A 20,893-nucleotide genomic window follows, 5' to 3' on the forward strand; every position below is an offset into this window, starting at 1 on the left:
TCCTGCCCCGGCAGGGCATCACCCTGGAGCTGCAAGCATGCGTACGCTGTATCCCGCCATCACTCCCTACGACGTCGGCACCCTGAAGGTGGACGACCGCCACACGCTGTACTTTGAACAGTGCGGCAACCCGGACGGCAAGCCGGTGGTGATGCTGCACGGTGGCCCGGGCGGCGGCTGCAGCGAAAAAATGCGCCAGTTCCATGACCCGGCCAAGTACCGCATCATCCTGTTCGACCAGCGCGGTGCCGGCCGCTCCACTCCGCACGCGGACCTGGTGGACAACACCACCTGGGACCTCGTTGCCGATATCGAGAAGCTGCGCGAACACCTCAAGGTCGATCGCTGGCAGGTGTTCGGTGGCAGCTGGGGTTCGACCCTGGCCCTGGCCTATGCGCAGACCCACCCGCAGCGCGTGACCGAACTGGTTCTGCGCGGCATCTTCATGCTGCGCCGCTGGGAACTGGAATGGTTCTACCAGGAAGGCGCCAACCGCCTGTTCCCGGATGCGTGGGAGCATTACCTGAAGCCGATCCCGGCAGTGGAACGCCACGACCTGATCTCGGCCTTCCATCGCCGCCTGACCAGCGACGACGAAACCACGCGCCTGGACGCGGCCAAGGCCTGGGCGGTGTGGGAAGGTGCGACCAGCTTCCTGCATGTCGATGATGACTTCATCAGCAGCCACGAAGATCCGCATTTCGCACTGGCGTTCGCCCGCATCGAAAACCACTACTTCGTCAACGGTGGCTTCTTCGAGGTGGAAGACCAGCTGCTGCGCGACGCACACCGCATCGCAGACATCCCCGGCGTCATCGTGCACGGGCGCTACGACGTGGTCTGCCCGCTGGCCAATGCGTGGGACCTGACAAAGGCATGGCCGAAGGCGAAGCTGGAAATCACCCCCGCCTCGGGCCATTCGGCATTTGAAGCAGAGAACGTGGACGCGCTGGTGCGCGCCACCGATAGTTTTGCCTGAGGCAAAACTGTCCTCGCATTCAACCTTATCCCCGCGCCTGTCGGCGCGCCCCCTTGAACAACAAGGGGGCTCCGCTCCAGACCGGGTACGGTGCACTGATCAGTAGAGCCAGGCCACGCCTGGCTGCTCCTGCTCTGGATCCCCATCCACGCATGGCGTGGATCTACTACCTGGTAGTGCCGGCCGCTGGCCGGCAACGCGTACCCGAACCGCATCCACGCATGGCGTGGATCTACTACCTGGTAGTGCCGGCCGCTGGCCGGCAACGCGTACCCGAACCGCATCCACGCATGGCGTGGATCTACTACCCGGTAGTGCCGGCCGCTGGCCGGCAACGCGCATCCGAACTGCATCCACGCGTGGCGTGGATCTACCAGTCGCCGGCCAGCAACGCGTCGGCCAGCACCTGCAGCTTGGGTGAATGCTGCCGCGATGGCGGGTAGATCAGCGACAAGGCGCGGCTGCGGCCTTCAAACGGCTGCAGCACGTGCTGCAGTCGGCCATCGGCCAACGCATCGGCCACGGCGAAATCCATCACCTGCACGATGCCGATGCCGGCGATGGCCGCTTCCACCAGTGGGTCACCGCTGTCGAACACCATCCGCGTCGTCGGCGTGAAATCGCGCAGGTGGCCCTCCTGCAGGAACTGCCAGTCGACCACGCGCCCACTGCGCAGGTTGCGCACCGCCAGGCAGGCATGGTCATGCAGCGCGCCGATATCGGTCGGTGTGCCACAGCGGGCCAGATAGGCCGGGCTGGCCACCGTCACCCAGCGCAGCGGCCGCAACGGCCGCGCAACAATGCGCTGGTCGGCGATGACGCCGGTACGCAGCGCCGCATCAAAGCCTTCCTCGACCAGGTCGACCAGGCGGTCGCTGAGCACGGCGTCCACCTGCAGCTGTGGATGCTGCTGCAGCAACGGCCCAAGCAACGGCACCAGCACCTTGCGCCCAAACATCGACGGCGCACTGATCTTCAGCGTGCCCGAAGGCGTGCACGGGCGATCGGCCAACTGGCGTTCGGCATCCTCAAGGCCGCACAGCAGAGGCGCCACCTGTTCAACGAACTGCCGCCCATCGGGGGTCAGGGCCACGTTGCGGGTGTTCCGCTGCAGCAGCTTCACCCCCAGCGTGGCCTCCAGCCGGCTGATCGCGCGCGACAGCCCGGACTGGCTCAGTCCCAGCTGCCCGGCGGCCAGGGTGAAGCTGCGTGCCTCGGCCACCTGCACCAGCATGCGCACAGCATTGAGGTCCAATGATGATCCATTCATGAAGAAAATCATGACAGATATGGATGCGCGGGGGTTTATTGATGAAGCCGCATCAATGAGACTGCGCTCCCCCACTGATCCACCGCCGCCGATGCCCCCACTCAAGTACCCGCGCTGGGCGCTGACCCTGCTGGCCACCGCCCAGCTGATCATCGCCCTGGATGCCACCATCATCTTCGTCGCCCTGCATGACATGGGGCGCGCGCTGCAGATCAATGCGCAGCAGCTGCAGTGGGTGGTGAGCGCCTACACCGTGGCCTTCGGCGGCAGCCTGCTGCTGGGCGGCCGCGCCGCCGACCTGATCGGGCGCCGCCGCTTCTACCGGCTGGGCATGCTGCTGTTCGCGCTGGCCTCGCTGCTGGGCGCGCTGGCACCGAATGCCACGCTGCTGATCATTGCGCGCGCGGCGCAGGGCATCGGTGCCGCGCTGCTGTTCCCGGCCACCCTGGCGCTGATCAACACGCTGTATGCCGAGGGCCCGGTGCGCAACCGCGCGCTGGCGATCTGGAGCATGGCCAGTGCGGTCGGCCTGGCGCTGGGCACCCTGCTCGGTGGCGTGCTGACCCAGGCGTTCGGCTGGCCGGCGGTGCTGGCGGTGATCGTGCCGCTGGCCGCCGCCTGCGCCGTCGCCGCCGGTGCATGGCTGCCGGCCGATGGCCCGCGTGCGCAGGGTCGCTCGTTCGACCTGGCCGGCTGCATCACCGTCACCCTCGGCGGCAGCCTGCTGGTGACCACCCTCGTGCAGGGCCCGGAGTGGGGCTGGACCGCGCCGGCGACACTGGGCTGCCTGCTGCTGTCGGGGCTGCTGCTGGCAGCATTCGTGCAGATCGAACAGCGCAGCCGCGACCCGCTCATGCAGTTCGCGCTGCTGCGCCTGCCGGGCCTGCGCGCGGCGCTGGGCCTGACCTTCGCGTTCATGAGCAGCTACGGCGTGCAGTACTACTTCATGGCGCTGTACTTCCAGGATGGCTATGGCTGGAGTCCGCTGCAGGCAGGCCTGGCATTCCTGCCGGCCACCGCAGTGTGTACGGTCGGCATCCAGCTGGCCGAGTGGACGCTGAAGCGCTGGAGCGCGCGCAGGGTGCTGGTGGTCGGCCAACTGGCCGGTGCCGTCGGCATTGCCTGGGTGGCGGCCACCCTGCCGCAGGGAGCAAATTTCTGGCCGCTGCTGCCAGGCGTGGTGGTGTTGAGCATCGGCCAGGGCATGACCTGGACCGCGATGTGGATCGTGGCCGGGCAGGGCGTGCCGGCCGCGCAGCAGGGTGTCGCATCTGGCATGGCCGCGACCGCGCAGCAGATTGGTGGCGCGTTGGGGCTGGCGGTGCTGGTCATGGTGGCCAATGCCGGCGCAGGTACGGCAGGCTCGCCCACAGCCTTGGCCGGGCTGGTGCGTGCCGAATATGGCGCCGCGCTGTTTGCCCTGTTCGGCGTGGTCATCGCGCTGGGCCTGCGCCGGGCACCGGTAGACTGCAGTTCCCTTGATGGCCACGCCAACAACGCATGATCGAACTGCTGGACCTGCAACAGACCCTCGGCGCCTTCGCCGCCTGCAACGATGACCACGCGGTGTTCCGCTCCTTCGGCTGGGTGCATGCCACCGAAGACGCATTGCTGCAGGCGCGCTTCTGGCTGCCGCCCGACGAGGAAACGGCATTCGACGATGACAGCGAAGTGCCGGCCGAGGCGTACGCGCTGGGCCTGCGGGAGTATCTGGAACCCGCCACCTTTGCCAGTGTGCTGCAGGTGCAGAAGCGGCAGCGGCCGCTGTCCACCCTGGCCGAGTACGCGCAGGCGCTGGCGTACTACCACGAGTACGACGCCTTCCAGCAGGTCGAAGGCATCGACGAGGCGCTGGGCGAGGCGACAGCCGAAGATCAGGCCGCAGCGTGCAGGGCTGGCGTTGGCGCAGGCATCTTTGCTTCGTTCGATCTGCAGCTGGTGGCCTGCCCGGACGATCAGCTGAAGGCGGCCGCACAGCGCGTGGCGCGCCTGCACGAGGTGCCCGTGGGTGAGGCGCTGGCGCGCTGCCGTGCACTGCCGCTGTTGCTGGGCGAAGCGCTGGATCGTGAGCGCGCGCAGGCCATCAAGGACGCGTTCGATGCCATCGGCGCCACCGTGCAGGTGCGCGGCTTCAAGCCCTTCCCGTGGATGGATGCGCCTGCGTTGCGCTGAACAACACCATCCACGCATGGCGTGGATCTACCGCGAACAACAACCGCGCGTGTGCTGGTCAGTAGATCCACGCCATGCGTGGATGGCGTTCACCCGGCAGCCAGCAATTCCGGCTGCAACGCACTGAAAATGCGCGCCAGCCGTTCCGCCCAGGCCTGCTGCCCGGCGGCATCGGCAATCAGATCCTGGCGGATCTCCAGTTCCACATGCACCAGGCCGCGGCCTTCGCCATGCACCGGCACCGCGTAGTCGCTGGTGCTGCTCACCGAATACGGGTCGTTGTCACCCACCACCAGGTCACCTTCGTCGCGCAGTGCCTGCAGCAATGCATGCGCGAAGCGGGTGTCCTGGTGGTACAGCACGCCGGCATGCCAGGGGCGCTGGGCGTCGTTCATCACCGGGGTGAAGCTGTGCATCATCACCAGCAGGGTCGGGCGGCCCGCAGCGCGGCGTGCATCCAGTTCGGTATCAATGCGCGCGTGGTAGGGCGCGTGGATGGCATCAATGCGCTGTTGCCGCTGCACCGCCGACAGCCCGGCATTGCCCGGCACCACGGTGTGGTCGCTCACTTCCGGAATCAGCGTGGGCGAAGCCAGCGGCCGGTTGCAGTCGATCAGCAGCCGCGAATAGGTCTGTTCGATCGCCCAGGCATCCAACAGTCCGGCCAGGGCGCGGGTGGTGCCGGCAATGCCGATGTCCCAGCCGATGTGGCGGTCCAGTTCGGCCTGCGCCAGGCCCAGCCCAGCCAGTGCGCGCGGCACCTGCTGGCCGGCATGGTCGGCCAGCAGCAGGAAGGGCGAGGCCCCCTGCGCGCGGTGGATCGTGTAGACGGCCGGGTCATCGGCACCCAGCAGGCCCGGTGCCGGGTGCAGGTCGGCGTCAGCCACGCGGGCGCCCATCAAGGTGATGTTCGATCATCCACAGGCCGGCCCACAGCTTGGCATCCAGCGCGTAGCCTTCGCCCATCTTCTGCACCAGCCAGGCGGCGGCCTGCGCACGCGGAATCTCGTGCACCGTGATGTCTTCGTTCTCATCGCCGCCGCCTTCGCCGATGCGGCGCAGGCCAGTGGCGCGCACAAAGGCGATCTGTTCGCTGCTCGCGCCGGACGAGGTCGGGCCGATCATCAGCACTTCGGCGTGCTCGGCGGTCCAGCCGGTTTCCTCTTCCAGTTCGCGCACGGCCGACACCTCGATCGACTCGCCCGCATGGATGTCACCCACCAGGCCGGCTGGCATTTCAATGGTCGGCGACTGCAACGGCACGCGGAACTGTTCGACGAACAGCACCTTGTCGTCGGGGGTCACGGCAATGATGATCGCCGCCAGGCCGCCGGCATGAGTACGTTCGCTGTATTCCCAGGTGCCGCGCACGACCATGCGCTGGTACTTGCCTTCGTAGACAACGCGCGGGGCTTCGGTGTTTCTCTGGCTCATGCAGGCTCGCTGGAGGAGGGGAGGGAATCGCTGAGGCCGGCCGCACTGAACAGCCGGCGACGGGTCATCGGACCGAAGCGCAGCGCCTGGCACAGGCCGCCCAGCAGCTCGGGGTCGGCCGGCTGGCGCAGCAGGCCCGGCTGGCTGCCTTCCAGCGGCGCGTCCAGCGCGATGGTGGTCAGCTGCCGCCAGAGCTGGGCGTGTTCGCGCTGCTCGCGCAGGCGCACGGCCATCTGCGCGGCACCACGCAGGCGCAGGAAGGGCACTTCGTCCAGGCGTTCGTACAGCGCATCGAGGCTGCCGAAGTGGGCCAGCAGCACGGCAGCCGACTTGGCGCCGACACCGCTGACCCCGGGAATGTTGTCCACCGCATCGCCACACAGCGCCAGGTAATCGGCGATCTGGTGCGCGTGCACGCCGTGGCGGGCCTTGACGCCGGCCACATCCCAGCGCTGGTTGCGTGCGTAGTCCCACTGTTCATCGTGGTCCAGCAGCAGCTGCGACAGATCCTTGTCGGCGGAGATGATGACGCCGCGATGGCTGTGCCGGTGCCCGTGCAGGGCACTGCCGATCAGGTCGTCGGCCTCATAGTCGTGGTGGGCCAGCACCACCAGTCCCAGTGCCGCGCACAGGGCCTTGCAGTGCACGAACTGTCGCTTCAGCGCTTCCGGCGCCGGGTCGCGGTTGGCCTTGTAGGCCGGGTACAGGCGGTGGCGGAAGCCGCTGTCCAGCGCTTCGTCAAAGGCGATGGCGATGTGCTGCGGGCGCTCGCGCTCGAGGAGGTCCAGCAGGAAGCGGGCGAAGCCATGGACCGCGTTGGTCGGCCAGCCCTGGCTGTCCTGGAACTCATCCGGCAGCGAATGCCAGGCGCGGAACACGTAGATGCTGGCGTCGACCAGATAAAGCGGCGGCGGCACCGGCACGGCGTTCACGGCGCTCACTGGCCGGTCCAGTCCTGCAGCAGGGCAGCCGCGTCCGGGCGCTCGCGTTCGGGAACCTCGGCCTTCGGCGTACCGATATGGATGAAGCCGGCGATGCCTTCGCCCTCGGCCAGGCCGAGGTGGGCATGCACGGCGGGGTCGAAGGCCATCCACGCGGTCAGCCACTGGGCGCCGAAGCCGAGTGCCTGGGCCGCCTGCAGCAGGGCGAAGCAGACGCAGCCGGCCGTCATCAGCTGTTCCTGCTCGGGCACCTTCGCGTCGGGGCGCGGGCTGGCCACCACCACGATCACCAGCGGGGCGTGGCTGAAGCGCTGGCGGTCCTTCTCGAACACGGCTTCGCCGGCATGCGGATCGCGCTGGCGGCTGCGTTCGACCAGGAAGTCACCCAGAGTGTGACGTGCATCGCCGGCGATCTTCAGGAAGCGGAACGGCACGCGCTTGCCGTGGTCGGGCACGCGGACGGCCGACTGCAGCATGCGCAGCAGGGTGGCCGCGTCCGGGCCGGGCTCGCCGAGCTGCCGCGAGGGCACCGAACGGCGGGCGTCGAGGGCGAGCAGGGCAGCGGGGTCGGGCATGGAGTCTGAACCGGTCATCACGGATTGATGATTATAGTCGGGGCGGTCGATGACGCTGTTTGCGTCGTGTTTGCCCTTTCAATAACAAACTGTGATGAACGTCATGCCACTGCCAGGCAACTGGCGAGCGCTTCCCCTCGCCTCGCAGGCACCGCACGGCTTAGGATATCCGTCTTGCCGGGCCGCCGGTCGTGAGGTTTGAAGTGGGGACTGTTTCACTGTCCGTGACGGGCTGGCCGGCCTACCATCGACGTACCGGTACATGGGGTGTACCGGCCGTCGCGATGCCCATGACGTCTGCCGTACCAGAGAAGGTGGGGAGCCTTCCCGAATGATGAGCGCGCCCACTCCGATGGGATCGACGGGTCGTGACCCGGCCCAGCTCCAGCTTGCGCGGGACGCCGTCCTGCCCGCCCTGTGCCAGTCCTTCGGCGCGGCGCTGGCGCGGTTTGACGACGCCCTGTTCGACCGTGCCGGCAATGCCGGCTCGTCGCAGTTGCTGTTCCTGGATGCCATGCGCGAGCTGCGCCGGCGCCGGGAGGAGATCACCTCGGCCTTTGCCGCCCACCTGGACCAGGCGTGGACCGCCCTGGCCACGGGCAGTCCCCTGTCCGCCGAGGCCACCCTGTCCGGGCCCGCCGAGGAAGCCCTGAGCCTGATTCCCGAGCACGTGCTGGAATCGCGTCTGGCGGTGCGCAACTTCGCCACCGTGCTGCTGCGTGATTTCAAGCCGGTGCTGGCCCGCCTGGACCGTCGCCTGGGCTGGCTGGCTGGTGGCATCGAACTGGATGCCGACCTCGATCCGATCAGCCCGGAACACCTGGGCGTGGCCATCCACCAGGCCTTTGCCGGGTGTGAACTGGCCCCGGAAGTCCACCTGGTGCTGATCAAGCTGTGCGAGCGCGACATGCGCACGCCGGTGGGCCGCATTTACGAGAAGCTGGATGAGCAGCTGGCGGCTGCCGGCGTGATGCCGCAGATGGGCGCCCCGCGGCGCCCCCTGCCTGCCGCCCCGGCACCGCAGGCACCGCATGGATTGGACGACCTGGTCGAGCAACGCCAGGGGGCCGGCTTCGAGACCGATTTCAGCGATGAGGAACAGGCCGCGCCGGCCTGGGCGCAGCGGTTCGCCGCACGCTGGTCCGAGCGCCGTGGCCATATGCAGCAGCATCTTGCTGGCGAGACGGGAATGCCTGGCGGTGCGCCGGGTGGTCCCGGCGAAGCCTACGCCGGGCAGCAGGGCATGCTGCTGGAGGCCCTGCATGAACTGCTGCAGCAGACCCGGCATGTGCGCGAAGACGCCACCTCGGCCGCGCAGGTCGCCGTGGGCCAGCATCGCCCACTCAGCCAGCGCGAGATGATGTCGGTGCTGTCGCTGTTGCAGGCCACGCCCAGTGCAACCCTGCGCGCGGCCATCGGCGAGGACGGTGAATCGCTGGCACAGCGGTTGAAGAGCGAAGTGCTGTCCAGCGCCACCCGCCTCGGCGTGGACCCCGGCCAGACCCGGCTGGACCCGCAGGACGAAGATGCGATCGATCTGGTCGGCATGCTGTTTGATGTGATGCTGGACGAACGCGAGCTGGAAGGCCGTTCGCGCGAGCTGATCGGCCGCCTGGTGGTGCCCTTCGTCAAGGTCGCCATGCTCGACCGCCGCATGTTCGTGCAGAAGACGCACCCGGCCCGCAAGCTGCTCAATTCCCTGGCTGAAGCCTGCGAAGGCAATACCGGCGAAAGCCAGGCCGAGCGCATGCTGATGGCCAAGGTCGAAGAGATCATCGAGCGCCTGGTCGCCGAGTTCAACGAGAACCTGGCGATCTTCCTGACGCTGGAAGAAGAATTCCGCGATTTCCTCGTGCAGCATCGCCGCCGCGTGGAAATCGCCGAGCGCCGCGCAGCCGAAACGCAGCGCGGCCAGGAAAAGCTGGAAATGGCCCGCAACCGGGCCGGCGCCGAACTGGATCGCCGCATCGGCGATGCCACCCTGCCACCGGCCATCGCCGAATTCCTGCGCCAGCCGTGGCAGCACCACCTGACCCTGGCGCTGCTGCGCGAGGGCGAGGAAGGCGCATCGGTGGCCGAAGCGCTGAGCCTGGGCGATGGCCTGCTGGAAGAAGTGGCCGAAGCGCGCCGGCACATCATCGGCAAGCCGTGGCTGCAGGCCTGGCAACCGGGGCTGGCGAAGGTGTTTGCCAGTGTCGGCGTGCACGGGGATGCGGCATCGGCGGCCATTGATGCGTTGCACGGCACCCTGCAGGGCATTGCCGAATCGCGGCCGGAACTGCAGCGCGCGCTGCCGGAACTGCCGCAGGTCGCGCTGCCTGCCGCGCCGGTGCCGGAAGCCAGTGCAGTAGAGCTGGCAGGGCAGGTTGATACCGATGATTTCGACAATGCCGATGCCGACCGCTTCCGCCGCATGGAAATCGGCAACTGGCTGGACTTCGTCGACAAGGACGGCAAGGTCCAGGCCGGCAAGCTGTCCTGGATCAGCCCGATCTCCTCGCGCCTGCTGTTCGTCAACCGCCGCGGCGTGCGCTTCTGCGTGGCCTCGCCGGAAGAACTGGCGGTGATGGTGCGGCTGGGGCGCCTGCGTGCCCATGTCGACGATGGCGCCTTCGACAGCGCCATGCAGGGCGTGATCGACCGCCTGGACCCGGGCAGCGCCACCCTGCACTGAGCGGTGGCTGCCTGCTAGGATCGGGAACACTCACCGATCAGCGGGGACCTGCATGGCCGTGGCGTTGCTGGGGATGAAGGAGACCGCGCCAGGCGAACGGCGCGTGGCGCTGACGCCGGAAACGGCGCGCAAGCTCGGGGGGTTGGGCATCACCGTCTGGTACGAAGCCGGTGCCGGCCTGGCGGCAGGCTTTCCCGATGCTGCCTATGACGACGCGGGGGCACGCGCCTTCGACGCCGGCCGTTGGGGCGAGATCGACATCCTGTTGTGCGTACAGGCGCCTCCCGCAGCGGTGCTGGCCCAGCTCAAGCCGGGTGCCAGCGCGGTTGGCCTGCTGACCCCGGCCAGCGACCCGTCTCTGGCGGCACTGGCCAGCGATGATCGCCTGCTGTTGTTCCCGCTGCAGCAGCTGCCGCGCACGACCCGTGCGCAGGCCATGGATGTGCTCAGTTCGCAGGCCGGCATGGCCGGCTACAAGGCCGCGTTGATCGCAGCCGATCGTGCACCACGCTTCTTCCCGATGCTCACGACGGCGGCCGGTACCGTGCGCCCGGCCAAGGTACTGGTGATCGGCGCGGGCGTGGCCGGTCTGCAGGCCATTGCCACCGTGCGACGCCTGGGCGCGCAGGTGGAAGGGTTCGATGTGCGGCCGGAGACCCGCGAACAGATCCAGTCGCTGGGTGCGCGCTTCCTTGATCTGGGGGTCAGTGCGGCGGGCGAGGGAGGCTATGCGCGTGCGCTGACCGATGAGGAACGCGCCGAGCAGCAACGCCGCCTGGCCGACCACCTGCGCAGCGTGGACGTGGTGATGTGCACGGCGGCGGTGCCGGGCCGGCCGGCGCCGACGATTGTCACTGCGGCGATGGTCGAGGGCATGTCTGCCGGCAGCGTGATCGTCGACCTGGCCGCCGAGAGCGGCGGCAACTGCGCGCTGACCCAGCCGGGCCAGTGCATCGAGCACCACGGCGTAACCATCGATGGGCCGCTGGACCTGGCCAGCCGCGGCGCCACCCAGGCCAGCGAGATGTACGCGCGCAACCTGCTGAACTTCGTCACCCTGTTCGTGCGCGAAGGACAGCTCAGCTTCGACTGGGAAGACGAGCTGCTGGCGAAGACCCGCTGGCAGGCGTGATGCGCATGGGGTCAGAGCCCTTTGCCACAGCAAAGGGATCTGACCCCGAACCGCAGCCCGCCAAGGGTCGGATCCCTTTGCCCAGGCAAAGGGCTCTGACCCCGAACCGCAGCCCGCCAGGGGTCGGATCCCTTTGCCAAGGCAAAGGGCTCTGACCCCGAACCGCAGCCCGCCAGGGGTCGGATCCCTTTGCCAAGGCAAAGGGCTCTGACCCTGGTCCGTAAGGCTTACCGCGGCTTTGCCGGCGGCGGCGGATTCTCGCGCACCCAGTCCTTGCGTTGTTCCGGCGTCATCTGCGACCAGCGCTCGCGCAGCGCATCGCGCTGGGCCGGGCTCAACGTGCGCATCTGTCCGAACAGCGCGCGTGCCTGCTCGCGTTGTTCGGGGCTCATGTGCTCGAAGCGGCGCAGGCCGCGGCGGGCCTTGTCGCGCTCTTCCGGGCTCATCGACTGCCAGCGCTGGCCATGCGCGAGCATGCGCTGGCGCTGGCCGGCATCGGCGCTGTTCCAGCGATCACGCAAGGGCGCCCACAGGGCCTCGCGCTGGGCTGGGCTCAGTTGTTCCCAGTTGGGCAGCGCGGCGCCCGGCGCGGCAGCAGGTGCTGCCGTCTGTGCCAGCAGCGGCGTGGCCGGCAGCAGGATCAGGGCAAACAGCAAGGGCAGGGTGGGGCGTCGCAGCATGGTTCTCACTCCATCGCCAGGTCGGTATCGCCCAGCCACAGGTACATGTCTGGATTCTCGTCGTACAGCGCACTGTTGTCTTCCACCGCAGCCACCGTCGGTGCCGGGGCCGGTCCGGTATGCGTACCCGGACCGCTGAACTGCAGGCCGATACCCAGCGCCATCACCAGCGAACAGGCGCTGGCCAGCCACCAGCGCCAGCGGCCCCGGTGCGCCGCGTGGGCGCCATGGCGGGCCAGGCGCAGCCGCGCCAGGGTGGCCGGCGACAGCGACTGCAGCGACTGCGCGTGCAGGCTGCGCAGAGCATCATCGGAAGGCAGGGAGCGGTTCACAGGTGGTTCTCCAGATGATCCTGCAGCGCCTGCCGGGCGCGTGCAAGATGGGTCTTTACCGCGCCTTCGCTGCAGCCCATGGCACGGGCCGTGGTGGCGCCGTCCAGGTCCTGCAGCACGCGCAGGGTGAAGGCTTCGCGCTGGCGGGCGGGCAGGGTACGCAGGGCCAGCACCAGCTGCTGGTACTGCTGGCGCTGCTCGTGGGCCTGCGCCGGGTCCGGGCCGGGGTCGGCCCAATCGATGTCCGCACCATCGGCATCGTGGTTGTCGCGCCAGAACGGCAGGCGGAAGCGGCGCCGGCGCTGCAGGTCGATCACCCGTCGGCGCAGGATGCTCCAGAACAACGGTGCCCATTCGCTTGCCGGCTTGTCGGCGTAGTCCAGCATGCGCAGCAGCGCGTCCTGCACGGCGTCCAGCGCATCCTCGCGCTGGCGCAGTCCGGCCTCGGCAAAACGGAACGCACGCGGGCCGACGCTGGCCAGGAACGCTTCCAGCGACGCGGGCAGGGCGTCGGCATCGGCGGTCGGGGGGACAGGGCTGCTCACCAGCACAGGGTACGGTTCCTCACTCGGGGTCACCATCGACAACGCGTGAGCGCGGCGCCGGTTGACCGGGGCGCGCGCCGGGTTCAGCCCATGGTTATGATGGGGCGACGAAGACGGAGCGGGAGGCGTTGCCGATGAGTGACGGGTTCGTGGCGCTGTACATCTTCATGCTGGCCGCAATTGCCGGTCACGTGATCATTTCGCGGGTGCCGGTCATCCTGCATACCCCCCTGATGTCGGGGTCCAATTTCATCCATGGCATCGTGCTGATCGGCGCGATGGTGGTGCTGGGCCACGCGCAGACCCCGCTGGAGAAGGCCCTGGGCTTCCTGGCCGTGGTGCTGGGCGCCGGCAACGCCGCCGGTGGCTACGTGGTCACCGCGCGCATGCTGGAAATGTTCAAGCCGAGTGCGCCCAAGGGTCGCCAGGATGAACCGAAGGAGCCGCTGGCTTGAACATCAGCACCGTCGAACTGCTCGATTGGCTGGTCAAGGCCAGCTACCTGGTGGCCGCCACCCTGTTCCTGCTCGGCCTGCAACGCATGGCCTCGCCGCTGACCGCCCGCAGCGGCATCCGCTGGGCCGGGCTGGGCATGCTGCTGGCCACCGTCGCCACCTTCTTCCTGCCCGAGCTGCACAACGTACCGTTGATCCTGGTGGCGCTGCTGCTCGGTGCTGGCCTGGCCTGGTGGTCGGCCGGCAAGGTCGCCATCACCGACATGCCGCAGATGGTGGCGCTCTACAACGGCATGGGCGGTGGCTCGGCCGCGGCCATCGGCGCGGTGGAACTGCTGCGTTATGCCTTCCTGGCCAACCGCGATACCAGCCACTGGAGTGCGCAGGCGCTGGCCGACCTGGCCGCGCGCCAGCCTTCGGCCACGGTGCTGCTGCTGGCAGTGGTCGGCGCGGCCATCGGCGCGGTGTCGTTGTCCGGCTCGGTCATCGCCTGGGCCAAGCTCGACGGCCGCCTGGACAAGCGCGTCACCTGGCCCGGGCAGCAGGCGCTGAACCTGCTGGTGGCGCTGGCCGTGGTGGTGCTGGCGATCATCGCCGCCAGCACGCTCAGCACCTGGTCCATCGTCGCCTTCTTCGTGCTGGCCCTGGCGCTGGGCGTACTGATGACCCTGCCCATCGGCGGGGCCGACATGCCGGTGGTGATCTCGCTGTACAACGCCTTCACTGGCCTGGCGGTGTCCTTCGAGGGCTACGTGCTGGGCAACGAGGCCCTCATCATCGCCGGCATGATGGTGGGTGCGGCCGGCATCCTGCTGACCCGGTTGATGGCCAAGGCGATGAACCGGCCGATCAGCAACGTGCTGTTCTCCAATTTCGGCGGCGGTGCCGGCGGGGAAGCCCAGGCGATCAGCGGTTCGCAGAAGCCCATTGAAGCCGCCGACGTTGCCGCGATGATGGCCTTCGCCGAGCGCGTGGTGATCGTGCCCGGCTACGGCATGGCCGTGGCCCAGGCCCAGCACAAGATCTGGGAACTGGCGCAGCGGCTGGGCCAGCGCGGGGTGAAGGTGAAGTTCGCCATCCACCCGGTGGCCGGTCGCATGCCCGGGCACATGAACGTGCTGCTGGCCGAAGCGGGCGTGCCCTACGACCTGATCGCCGACATGGACGACATCAACCCCGAATTCGCCAACACCGACGTGGTGCTGGTGATCGGTGCCAATGACGTGGTCAACCCGGTGGCGCGCACCGACCCGGCCAGCCCGATCTATGGCATGCCGGTGCTGGACGTGGTCAATGCCCGCAACGTGGTGGTGATCAAGCGCGGCAAGGGCACCGGCTTTGCCGGCATCGAGAATGCGCTGTTCTACGCCGACAACACCCGCATGCTGTACGGGGATGGCGCCGAGGCGGCGGCGTCGCTGGTGAGCGAACTGAAGGCGCTCGACGGCGGCCATTGAGAGGCCGGGGTCGGATCCCTTTCCGCAGGAAAGGGCTCCGACCCCAGATCCCGAACGTGGGTCAGAGCCCTTTCCTGCGGAAAGGGATCCGACCCCATGTAGGTGATCAGCGCGCGAGCCAGGCGCCCACGACCACGCCTACCGCCAGCCAGACCCATTCGGCCGCGCCATTGGCCAGGCTGGTCAGGGTCCAGGCCAGGTGCGGACCCATCCGCAGCGCAGCGTCCATCGGGTTCAGGCCGATCGAACCGCCCATCCACACACTGGCGATGCACCAGTAGGCGGCCAGCGAGACCAGCAGCGTGCCCAGCACCACCAGCACCACGCGCAGGCGGCCGGGCCCCAGCGTGCCCAGGCGCAGCATGAAGGTCAGTTCCAGGGCGGTCACCACCGCCATCCAGCCGACCTGGCGGCCGGTCATCAGGGCCATCAGCACCCAGACCATGGGAGCAACCACCAGACCCAGCAGCAACATGAAGGGCCAAAGCCAGGTGACGGTCCTGGCACGCGCGGCATTGGAGGACATCGAAGCTTCCTGAAGGACACCCACAGGATACTGTGGTTTGCCGCACTGCACCGGCGGGGGCAGGACGGCTGGGCTAGAATGCCGTCTTGCGTGGCTTCGGCCGCGGCCCCATATCGGTCCCCATGTATTCCCGTAGCAGCGAACCTGTCCACTTCGAGCGCGATTGCGAGGCCGTGATGGTCCCGCAGGGCGACACCGTGACCCTGCCCGCCGGCAGCTATGGCTATATCACCCAGGCACTGGGCGGCAGCTATTCGGTGTTCGTCGAAGGCAATCTGTTCCGCATCGCCGGCAAGGACGGCGACGCCATCGGCAAGGAGGCGCCCGCCCCGCTGGAACTGCCCGCCGATGCCACCGATGAACAGGTGGAACAGCTGGTGTGGCAGCAGCTGCGCACCTGCTTCGACCCCGAAATTCCGGTGAACATCGTCGAACTGGGCCTTGTCTACGAGGTGCAGATCAAGCACCTGGACGACGGCCAGCGCGAGATCGACGTCAAGATGACCCTGACCGCGCCCGGCTGTGGCATGGGTGACATCCTGGTCGACGACGTACGCAGCAAGCTCGAAATGGTCCCGACCGTGGCCCAGGCCGATGTCGAACTGGTGTTCGATCCGCCGTGGAACCAGCACATGATGTCCGAGGCCGCCCGGCTCGAAACCGGCATGCTTTGACCCACGGCCCGCTGCATGGCGGGCCCGGCACTACCCGCAACCAGAACAGGAATCCTCCGGTGTCCCAGTCCATTCCCAGCTTCGCCGTCACCCGTTCGGACCACCCGCGCAGCGCTGAAGAGCGCGCCCAGATCCTGGAGAAGCCGGGCTTCGGCCTGCACTTCACCGATCACATGGTGGAAGTGCGCTGGGACAAGGACACCGGCTGGCACAACGCCAATGTGCGTGCGTACGGTCCGCTGCAGCTCGACCCCGCCGCCGCCGTCCTGCACTACGGCCAGGAAATCTTCGAGGGCATCAAGGCCTACCGCCATGCCGACGGTTCGATCTGGACCTTCCGCCCCGATGCCAACGGCCGCCGCCTGCAGCGTTCGGCACAGCGCCTGGCGCTGCCGGAACTGCCGGTGGAGATCTTCGTCGAATCGCTGAAGCAGCTCATTGCCGTGGACAGCGCCTGGGTTCCGTCGGCCGACGAGTCCAGCCTGTACTTCCGCCCGTTCATGATCGGCGACGAAGCCTTCCTGGGTGTGCGCGGTGCACACAAGGCCGGTTACTACGTCATCGCCAGCCCGGCCGGCCCGTACTTCGCCAAGGGCGTCGCCCCGGTGTCGATCTGGCTGTCCACCGAATACGCGCGTGCGGCCAAGGGCGGCACGGGTGCGGCCAAGTGCGGTGGCAACTATGCCGCCTCGCTGCTGCCGCAGCAGAAGGCGCAGGCGCAGGGCTGCTCGCAGGTACTGTTCCTCGATCCGGTCGAGGGCAAGTACCTGGAAGAACTGGGTGGCATGAACGTCTTCCTGGTCTACAAGGACGGCACCCTGGTCACCCCGGAACTGTCCGGCAGCATCCTGGAAGGCATCACCCGCGAAAGCATCCTGCAGCTGGCCCGCGACCGTGGCATGAAGGTCGAAGAGCGCAAGGTCACCATCGACGAGTGGAAGAACGGCGTGGCCTCCGGTGACATCGCCGAAGTGTTCGCCTGCGGTACCGCCGCGGTGGTCACCCCGATTGGCCAGCTGAAGGGCGAGGGCTTCTCGGTGGGCGACATCAACGCACCGGCCGGCGAAGTGACCCTGTCGCTGCGCAAGGAACTGACGGACATCCAGTACGGCCGCCAGCCGGACCGTCACAACTGGCTGGTCAAGCTGGGCTGATCCGCCCGCACCGGACTGTAGAGCCGAGCCCTGCTCGACTGCCGTACCCCGGAAAGCCCGTCCCAGTGACGGGCTTTCTGCGTTGTGGCTGCAGCACGCCCCGTAGCGTCGAGCTTGCTCGACTGCTCTGCTCTCCCCGAAAGTCCGTTCCCGACATCCAATCTGCCGATGTCAGCAAAGACATGCCGGGACAGTAAAAGTCCCGTTCATGTCCGTGGATGCTGCGTGAAAGTTCCTTCACCTTCACAAACGCTACACCCATTACGTCTCAGATCAGACATTTCATGTTCCTGAAAAGACACTGAAAATCTTGTGGAGTCCGTTTCGGGCCATTAGCGTCAACAGTACGGCGGGTCGCAGGGGAATCCGCTGACTGACCGGACTGCGAGCCATGCGTGCATACCTCCATCGCGCGCTCGGGCCGGTGCTTCTGCCGATTCCGGCATTCACACCACTAGAAAGGGAAATTCCGATGTCCCAGGTTTCGCAACTGCGTCTGCGCAAGTCGTGGGTGGTTCTCAGTGCATCCGTCGTCACCTCCCTGCTCCTGGCCGCCCCGGCCTTCGCTGGCGATGTCCAGCTCAGCGGGTTGAAGTCAGCGCCCGTGCACCAGCAGTTCATCGTGAAGTACAAGGACGGCAGCCAGGCGGTGGCCAACACCAGCGTGCTGGCCTCGTCGCTGAAGACCGCCGCCGCCGGCCTCTCCAGCACCCAGGGCCGCGCCCTTGGCCTGCAGCAGATCCGTCGCCTGGCGACCGGTCCAAGCGTGGTGCGCTCCGACCGTGCGCTGGACCAGGCCGAGTCCGAGCTGCTGATGCGCAAGCTCGCCGCCGACCCGAATGTCGAGTACGTGGAAGTCGACCAGATCATGCGTGCCAACCTGGTGCCCAATGATCCGCGCCTGAGCGAACAGTGGGGCTTCGGTACCTCCAACGCCTCGATCAACGTGCGCCCGGCCTGGGACCAGTCCACCGGCACCGGCGTGGTCGTGGCGGTCATCGACACCGGCATCACCAGCCACCCGGATCTGAACGCCAACATCCTGCCCGGCTATGACTTCATCAGCGATGCCGCGATGGCGCGCGATGGCGGCGGCCGTGACAACAACCCCAACGACGAGGGTGACTGGTACGCGGCCAACGAGTGCGGCGTCGGCTACCCGGCCTCCAGCTCCAGCTGGCACGGCACCCATGTGGCCGGCACCATCGCGGCCGTGACCAACAACAGCACCGGCGTGGCCGGTACGGCATACAACGCCAAGGTCGTGCCCGTGCGCGTGCTCGGCAAGTGCGGCGGCTACACCTCGGACATCGTCGACGCCATCACCTGGGCGTCCGGCGGCACGGTCAGCGGCGTGCCCGCCAATGCGAACCCGGCGGAAGTCATCAACATGTCGCTGGGTGGTGGTGGCAGCTGCTCGACCACCTACCAGAACGCCATCAACGGCGCGGTTGGCCGTGGCACCACGGTGGTGGTGGCTGCCGGCAACGAGTCGGCCAACGTGTCCACCTCGGTACCGGCCAACTGCGCGAATGTCGTGGCCGTCGCTGCGACCACGTCTGCCGGCGCCAAGGCCAGCTTCTCCAACTACGGTGCCGGCATCGACATCTCCGCGCCGGGCGCGAACATCCTCTCGACCCTCAACACCGGCACCACGGTGCCGGCCAGCGCGACCTATGCCTCGTACAACGGCACCTCGATGGCGGCGCCGCACGTGGCCGGCGTGGTCGCGCTGATGCAGTCGGTGGCTCCCTCGCCGCTGAGCCCGGCACAGGTGGAAAGCATCCTCAAGAGCACCGCACGCGCGCTGCCGGGTGCCTGCTCGGGCGGTTGTGGCGCGGGCATCGTCGATGCCAACGCTGCAGTCACCGCTGCCAAGAACGGCACCGGCGGCGGCACCAACCCGAACCCGGGTGGCACGGTGCTGCAGAACAACGTACCGGTGACCGGCCTGGGTGCGTCCAGCGGAGCTTCGCTCAGCTACACGGTGGTCGTGCCGGCCGGCAGCTCGCAGCTGCGTGTGGCGATCAGTGGCGGCAGCGGCGATGCCGACCTGTACCTGCGTCAGGGCAGCGCCCCGACCGACACCACCTACACCTGCCGTCCGTACCTGAGCGGCAACAACGAAACCTGCACCATCAACAGCCCTGCTGCCGGCACCTGGCATGTCCGCGTGAAGGCCTACAGCACCTTCTCGGGCGTCAGCCTCAACGCCCAGTACTGAGCCCAAGTCCCTCTCCAAGGGCACGCCCCGGCTTCGGCCGGGGTGTTTTTTTTGTAGAGCCGAGCCCACGCTCCGCTGCTCCACGGTTGCCGGGCATGGGACAGGCACTACATGACGGTCAGACCGACTCGAACCGGTTCGCCGCCACGTTCTTGCGCACGTGCTGCGGATCGAAGATCCGGCCGTTCATGGCGATGTACACACCTGTCGGCAGCGACTGCACCGCACCGATCGCGCAGCCGATGTTGAACTCCGCATCCGAACCGCGGAACCGTGCCGGGCTCAGCGCGCCGGTCATCACGATGGTCTTGTCCGGAATCGTCGCCAGCACCTGGCCGGTCTGCACCATTGAATCGGTGCCGTGGGTCACCAGTACGTGCCGGGTTGCCTGCGCGGCAATGGTCGCGCGGATCAGCTCGCGGTCATCATCGTTGATGTGCAGCGAATCCTTGCGCAGGATCGGAATCACGTTGAAGCGGAAGGTTACCCCAAGTTCCCGCAGGATCATGCCGATCTGCGGATCACCGATCTGGTAGTCCGACTTGTCATCGAAATAGATCTTGTCGATTGTGCCACCGGTGGTGACGACCAGGAGCTCTTCCATCATGTGCATGCGCGAAACCAGTACAGGTACAGCGGCGCGGGGCCGGGAACACAGATGATAAGGCCCGGCGGCCGCAGCGTCAGCGTCGCTTGCTGAAGCGGGCGCGCAGCCCGGGCAGGCTGGCGGCAAAGATCACCAGCAGGGCCAGGGCGATCTCGATCAGGGCCAGCCAGCGGGTTTCCGGGTGGCTCCAGGCGCTCATCACGCCGTGGCTGAACCAGCCCAGTGCCAGCACCGAGGCCCAGAAACCGGCCTTGCGCCAGCCCACGCGCAGGGCGATGGCCAGCGCCAGCGGCGGCGCGGTGAACACCAGCTGGGTGGCCAGCCAGTGCTTGTCATTGATGAACCAGCCCACGTACAGCGCCGACAGGCCCAGCAGGGCCAGCAGCAGGACCGTGCGCGGCGCGCTGTTCATCGGGCCAGCCGCTGTGCGATGTCAGCCACCCGGCGGCCCAGCGCACGCGCCAGTACGGCCTCGTCGTCGGTGGGCTGCGGGTCATCGGCGGCGCCGGCCACGTGGCTGGCGCCGTAGGGCGTACCGCCGCTGGTGGTGTGGCTCAACGCCGGCTCGGTGAAGGGGATGCCGACGATCAGGCAGCCATGGTGCAGCAGCGGCACCTGCATCGACAGCAGGGTCGATTCCTGGCCGCCATGCATCGACGCCGTCGAGGTGAACACCCCGGCCGGCTTGCCGGCCAGGGTGCCATTGACCCATTCGGCGCCCAGGCCATCAAGGAAATGCTTGACCGGTGCAGCCATGTTGCCGAAGCGGGTGGGGCTGCCCAGCAGCACGCCCTGGCACTCGGCCAGGTCCTGCACGCTCACATAGGGCGCGCCGTCATCGGGTACCGGCGGCTGCGCGGTCTGGGTCACTGCGGCCACCGGCGGCACCGTGCGCAGGCGCGCGGTCATGCCCGGCACCTCGCCGATTCCCCGCGCGATCTGGCGCGCCAGCCGTGCCACCGAACCGCCCCGGCTGTAGTAAAGCACCAGAATTTCGCCCATCGCGCCCAAGTCTCCTCATCGTGTGGATGCCAGTATGGCTATCCTGCATCGATTCCGCAT

At 67.8% G+C, this 20,893-nt stretch carries 22 protein-coding genes; 10 read left to right on the plus strand and 12 right to left on the minus strand.

Annotated features, from left to right (window positions below):
• The first annotated feature begins 37 nt into the window (after nucleotides 1-37).
• Nucleotides 38-979 (plus strand): prolyl aminopeptidase, encoded by a 942-nt coding sequence (pip, locus tag C1924_RS03665; protein WP_108764126.1) that lies wholly within the window; start codon nucleotides 38-40, stop codon nucleotides 977-979.
• 370 nt (nucleotides 980-1,349) lie between these two features.
• Here the strand turns inward: pip and C1924_RS03675 are convergent, their stop codons facing one another.
• Nucleotides 1,350-2,234, minus strand: a complete 885-nt coding sequence (locus tag C1924_RS03675; RefSeq protein WP_108764128.1) for a LysR family transcriptional regulator — start codon at nucleotides 2,232-2,234, stop codon at nucleotides 1,350-1,352.
• A 106-nt stretch (nucleotides 2,235-2,340) separates the two neighbouring features.
• Between C1924_RS03675 and C1924_RS03680 the strand changes: the two genes are divergently transcribed.
• Complete coding sequence (locus tag C1924_RS03680; protein ID WP_108764129.1) at nucleotides 2,341-3,753, plus strand: MFS transporter; 1,413 nt, start codon at nucleotides 2,341-2,343, stop codon at nucleotides 3,751-3,753.
• Entirely contained in the window at nucleotides 3,750-4,421 is a 672-nt protein-coding gene (locus C1924_RS03685) for a hypothetical protein (RefSeq protein WP_108764130.1), read from the plus strand. The genes C1924_RS03680 and C1924_RS03685 overlap by 4 nt, the downstream gene beginning before the upstream one ends.
• 89 nt (nucleotides 4,422-4,510) lie before the next feature.
• On the opposite strand, the gene C1924_RS03690 is transcribed toward C1924_RS03685, so the two are convergent.
• Genes C1924_RS03690 through C1924_RS03705 form a run of 4 tightly spaced genes read right to left on the minus strand, consistent with a single transcriptional unit; the run spans nucleotide 4,511 to nucleotide 7,371 of the window.
• Nucleotides 4,511-5,308, minus strand: a complete 798-nt coding sequence (locus tag C1924_RS03690; RefSeq protein ID WP_108766958.1) for an N-formylglutamate amidohydrolase — start codon at nucleotides 5,306-5,308, stop codon at nucleotides 4,511-4,513.
• A complete protein-coding gene (locus C1924_RS03695) occupies nucleotides 5,301-5,855 on the minus strand; it encodes an NUDIX hydrolase (protein WP_108764131.1) in 555 nt (184 codons plus the stop codon). Before C1924_RS03695 ends, C1924_RS03690 begins: the two co-directional genes overlap by 8 nt.
• Nucleotides 5,852-6,808: a 5'-3' exonuclease H3TH domain-containing protein gene (locus C1924_RS03700; protein ID WP_108766959.1), complete on the minus strand. Its 957-nt coding sequence runs from the start codon at nucleotides 6,806-6,808 to the stop codon at nucleotides 5,852-5,854. Before C1924_RS03700 ends, C1924_RS03695 begins: the two co-directional genes overlap by 4 nt.
• Nucleotides 6,793-7,371 carry a nitroreductase gene (locus tag C1924_RS03705; RefSeq protein ID WP_108766960.1) on the minus strand — a complete coding sequence of 193 codons (579 nt, stop codon included), beginning with the start codon at nucleotides 7,369-7,371 and terminating at the stop codon, nucleotides 6,793-6,795. The genes C1924_RS03700 and C1924_RS03705 overlap by 16 nt, the downstream gene beginning before the upstream one ends.
• Nucleotides 7,372-7,702: 331 nt before the next feature.
• Here C1924_RS03705 and C1924_RS03710 point away from each other — a divergent pair, with 331 nt between their 5' ends.
• Together C1924_RS03710 and C1924_RS03715 are read left to right on the plus strand one after the other, a co-directional pair.
• Nucleotides 7,703-10,045, plus strand: a complete 2,343-nt coding sequence (locus C1924_RS03710; protein WP_108764132.1) for a DUF1631 domain-containing protein — start codon at nucleotides 7,703-7,705, stop codon at nucleotides 10,043-10,045.
• A 52-nt stretch (nucleotides 10,046-10,097) separates the two neighbouring features.
• Nucleotides 10,098-11,177 carry an NAD(P) transhydrogenase subunit alpha gene (locus C1924_RS03715; RefSeq protein ID WP_108764133.1) on the plus strand — a complete coding sequence of 360 codons (1,080 nt, stop codon included), beginning with the start codon at nucleotides 10,098-10,100 and terminating at the stop codon, nucleotides 11,175-11,177.
• Nucleotides 11,178-11,404: 227 nt separating this feature from the next.
• Here C1924_RS03715 and C1924_RS03720 read toward each other — a convergent pair whose 3' ends face one another.
• From C1924_RS03720 to C1924_RS03730, 3 genes are read right to left on the minus strand one after another with little or no spacing between them, the layout of a single operon-like run.
• Nucleotides 11,405-11,857 (minus strand): DUF3106 domain-containing protein, encoded by a 453-nt coding sequence (locus tag C1924_RS03720; protein ID WP_108764134.1) that lies wholly within the window; start codon nucleotides 11,855-11,857, stop codon nucleotides 11,405-11,407.
• A gap of 5 nt (nucleotides 11,858-11,862) precedes the next feature.
• Complete coding sequence (locus tag C1924_RS03725) at nucleotides 11,863-12,189, minus strand: hypothetical protein (RefSeq protein ID WP_108764135.1); 327 nt, start codon at nucleotides 12,187-12,189, stop codon at nucleotides 11,863-11,865.
• Nucleotides 12,186-12,770, minus strand: a complete 585-nt coding sequence (locus C1924_RS03730; RefSeq protein ID WP_108764136.1) for an RNA polymerase sigma factor — start codon at nucleotides 12,768-12,770, stop codon at nucleotides 12,186-12,188. Before C1924_RS03730 ends, C1924_RS03725 begins: the two co-directional genes overlap by 4 nt.
• A gap of 98 nt (nucleotides 12,771-12,868) precedes the next feature.
• Here C1924_RS03730 and C1924_RS03735 point away from each other — a divergent pair, with 98 nt between their 5' ends.
• Together C1924_RS03735 and C1924_RS03740 are read left to right on the plus strand one after the other, a co-directional pair.
• The gene (locus C1924_RS03735) at nucleotides 12,869-13,189 is read left to right on the plus strand and encodes an NAD(P) transhydrogenase subunit alpha (protein ID WP_108764137.1); all 321 of its coding nucleotides are present in this window, start codon (nucleotides 12,869-12,871) and stop codon (nucleotides 13,187-13,189) included.
• Complete coding sequence (locus C1924_RS03740) at nucleotides 13,186-14,646, plus strand: NAD(P)(+) transhydrogenase (Re/Si-specific) subunit beta (RefSeq protein ID WP_108764138.1); 1,461 nt, start codon at nucleotides 13,186-13,188, stop codon at nucleotides 14,644-14,646. Before C1924_RS03735 ends, C1924_RS03740 begins: the two co-directional genes overlap by 4 nt.
• Nucleotides 14,647-14,752: 106 nt before the next feature.
• Here the strand turns inward: C1924_RS03740 and C1924_RS03745 are convergent, their stop codons facing one another.
• Nucleotides 14,753-15,172 (minus strand): hypothetical protein, encoded by a 420-nt coding sequence (locus C1924_RS03745; RefSeq protein WP_108764139.1) that lies wholly within the window; start codon nucleotides 15,170-15,172, stop codon nucleotides 14,753-14,755.
• Between the two features lie 122 nt (nucleotides 15,173-15,294).
• On the opposite strand from C1924_RS03745, the gene sufT reads away from it, so the two are divergent.
• The 3 genes from sufT (at nucleotide 15,295) to C1924_RS03760 (ending at nucleotide 19,224) form a co-directional block, all read left to right on the plus strand.
• A complete protein-coding gene (gene sufT / locus C1924_RS03750; RefSeq protein ID WP_108764140.1) occupies nucleotides 15,295-15,846 on the plus strand; it encodes a putative Fe-S cluster assembly protein SufT in 552 nt (183 codons plus the stop codon).
• Between the two features lie 59 nt (nucleotides 15,847-15,905).
• Nucleotides 15,906-17,000 (plus strand): branched-chain amino acid aminotransferase, encoded by a 1,095-nt coding sequence (locus C1924_RS03755; RefSeq protein WP_108764141.1) that lies wholly within the window; start codon nucleotides 15,906-15,908, stop codon nucleotides 16,998-17,000.
• Between the two features lie 472 nt (nucleotides 17,001-17,472).
• Nucleotides 17,473-19,224: a S8 family peptidase gene (locus C1924_RS03760; RefSeq protein WP_108764142.1), complete on the plus strand. Its 1,752-nt coding sequence runs from the start codon at nucleotides 17,473-17,475 to the stop codon at nucleotides 19,222-19,224.
• A 118-nt stretch (nucleotides 19,225-19,342) separates the two neighbouring features.
• On the opposite strand, the gene C1924_RS03765 is transcribed toward C1924_RS03760, so the two are convergent.
• From C1924_RS03765 to wrbA, 3 genes are all read right to left on the minus strand, one after another.
• A complete protein-coding gene (locus C1924_RS03765; RefSeq protein WP_079220726.1) occupies nucleotides 19,343-19,828 on the minus strand; it encodes an asparaginase domain-containing protein in 486 nt (161 codons plus the stop codon).
• A 79-nt stretch (nucleotides 19,829-19,907) separates the two neighbouring features.
• Nucleotides 19,908-20,243: a DUF2069 domain-containing protein gene (locus C1924_RS03770; protein WP_108764143.1), complete on the minus strand. Its 336-nt coding sequence runs from the start codon at nucleotides 20,241-20,243 to the stop codon at nucleotides 19,908-19,910.
• Nucleotides 20,240-20,833, minus strand: a complete 594-nt coding sequence (gene wrbA / locus C1924_RS03775) for an NAD(P)H:quinone oxidoreductase (protein WP_108764144.1) — start codon at nucleotides 20,831-20,833, stop codon at nucleotides 20,240-20,242. Before wrbA ends, C1924_RS03770 begins: the two co-directional genes overlap by 4 nt.
• Nucleotides 20,834-20,893: the final 60 nt, after the last annotated feature.

This window comes from Stenotrophomonas sp. ESTM1D_MKCIP4_1 (genome assembly GCF_003086895.1).
Taxonomy (GTDB): domain Bacteria; phylum Pseudomonadota; class Gammaproteobacteria; order Xanthomonadales; family Xanthomonadaceae; genus Stenotrophomonas.

What these genes read in the sequence shown, in the direction of transcription:
- pip (WP_108764126.1), top strand. Translation starts at nt 38, where the DNA reads ATGCGTACGCTGTATCCCGCCATCACTCCCTACGACGTCGGCACCCTG.
- C1924_RS03745 (WP_108764139.1), bottom strand. Translation starts at nt 15,172, where the DNA reads ATGTCCTCCAATGCCGCGCGTGCCAGGACCGTCACCTGGCTTTGGCCC.
- C1924_RS03685 (WP_108764130.1), top strand. Translation starts at nt 3,750, where the DNA reads ATGATCGAACTGCTGGACCTGCAACAGACCCTCGGCGCCTTCGCCGCC.
- sufT (WP_108764140.1), top strand. Translation starts at nt 15,295, where the DNA reads ATGTATTCCCGTAGCAGCGAACCTGTCCACTTCGAGCGCGATTGCGAG.
- C1924_RS03680 (WP_108764129.1), top strand. Translation starts at nt 2,341, where the DNA reads ATGCCCCCACTCAAGTACCCGCGCTGGGCGCTGACCCTGCTGGCCACC.
- C1924_RS03705 (WP_108766960.1), bottom strand. Translation starts at nt 7,371, where the DNA reads ATGCCCGACCCCGCTGCCCTGCTCGCCCTCGACGCCCGCCGTTCGGTG.
- C1924_RS03710 (WP_108764132.1), top strand. Translation starts at nt 7,703, where the DNA reads ATGATGAGCGCGCCCACTCCGATGGGATCGACGGGTCGTGACCCGGCC.
- C1924_RS03695 (WP_108764131.1), bottom strand. Translation starts at nt 5,855, where the DNA reads ATGAGCCAGAGAAACACCGAAGCCCCGCGCGTTGTCTACGAAGGCAAG.
- C1924_RS03735 (WP_108764137.1), top strand. Translation starts at nt 12,869, where the DNA reads ATGAGTGACGGGTTCGTGGCGCTGTACATCTTCATGCTGGCCGCAATT.
- C1924_RS03730 (WP_108764136.1), bottom strand. Translation starts at nt 12,770, where the DNA reads ATGGTGACCCCGAGTGAGGAACCGTACCCTGTGCTGGTGAGCAGCCCT.
- C1924_RS03760 (WP_108764142.1), top strand. Translation starts at nt 17,473, where the DNA reads ATGTCCCAGGTTTCGCAACTGCGTCTGCGCAAGTCGTGGGTGGTTCTC.
- C1924_RS03770 (WP_108764143.1), bottom strand. Translation starts at nt 20,243, where the DNA reads ATGAACAGCGCGCCGCGCACGGTCCTGCTGCTGGCCCTGCTGGGCCTG.
- C1924_RS03720 (WP_108764134.1), bottom strand. Translation starts at nt 11,857, where the DNA reads ATGCTGCGACGCCCCACCCTGCCCTTGCTGTTTGCCCTGATCCTGCTG.
- wrbA (WP_108764144.1), bottom strand. Translation starts at nt 20,833, where the DNA reads ATGGGCGAAATTCTGGTGCTTTACTACAGCCGGGGCGGTTCGGTGGCA.
- C1924_RS03715 (WP_108764133.1), top strand. Translation starts at nt 10,098, where the DNA reads ATGGCCGTGGCGTTGCTGGGGATGAAGGAGACCGCGCCAGGCGAACGG.
- C1924_RS03765 (WP_079220726.1), bottom strand. Translation starts at nt 19,828, where the DNA reads ATGGAAGAGCTCCTGGTCGTCACCACCGGTGGCACAATCGACAAGATC.